The 250-nt window shown below is 40.0% G+C and carries 1 protein-coding gene; it reads right to left on the minus strand.

The features are described from left to right. The coding region (locus tag VRK28_RS11625) for a hypothetical protein (RefSeq protein ID WP_332393977.1) at nt 1-250 on the minus strand (250 nt) is incomplete at both ends.

Below are 250 nucleotides of genomic sequence, written 5' to 3' on the forward strand. Positions count from 1 at the left end.
TTCGCTCCAAACTTCAGTCAACCCATGCTCATCAAGACAACGAAAGCCATTTACAGATTCAAATAATAGCTCGTATATAGTTTGTGATTCTTCGTGAAATACACGAGCAACAAGTTCATGGTATTCGTGTTTTGCGTCGCCTTTAATCAGGTACTTTACACCATTCGATTTCTCTAGAGTCCACTCTTTAGTACCCCATGACAAATCAACTAACCACAAACTGCCATTTTCAAAAGGTGTTGGCCAACTC

The organism is Pseudoalteromonas sp. P80D2, from assembly GCF_036680945.1.
Lineage (GTDB): Bacteria > Pseudomonadota > Gammaproteobacteria > Enterobacterales > Alteromonadaceae > Pseudoalteromonas > Pseudoalteromonas shioyasakiensis.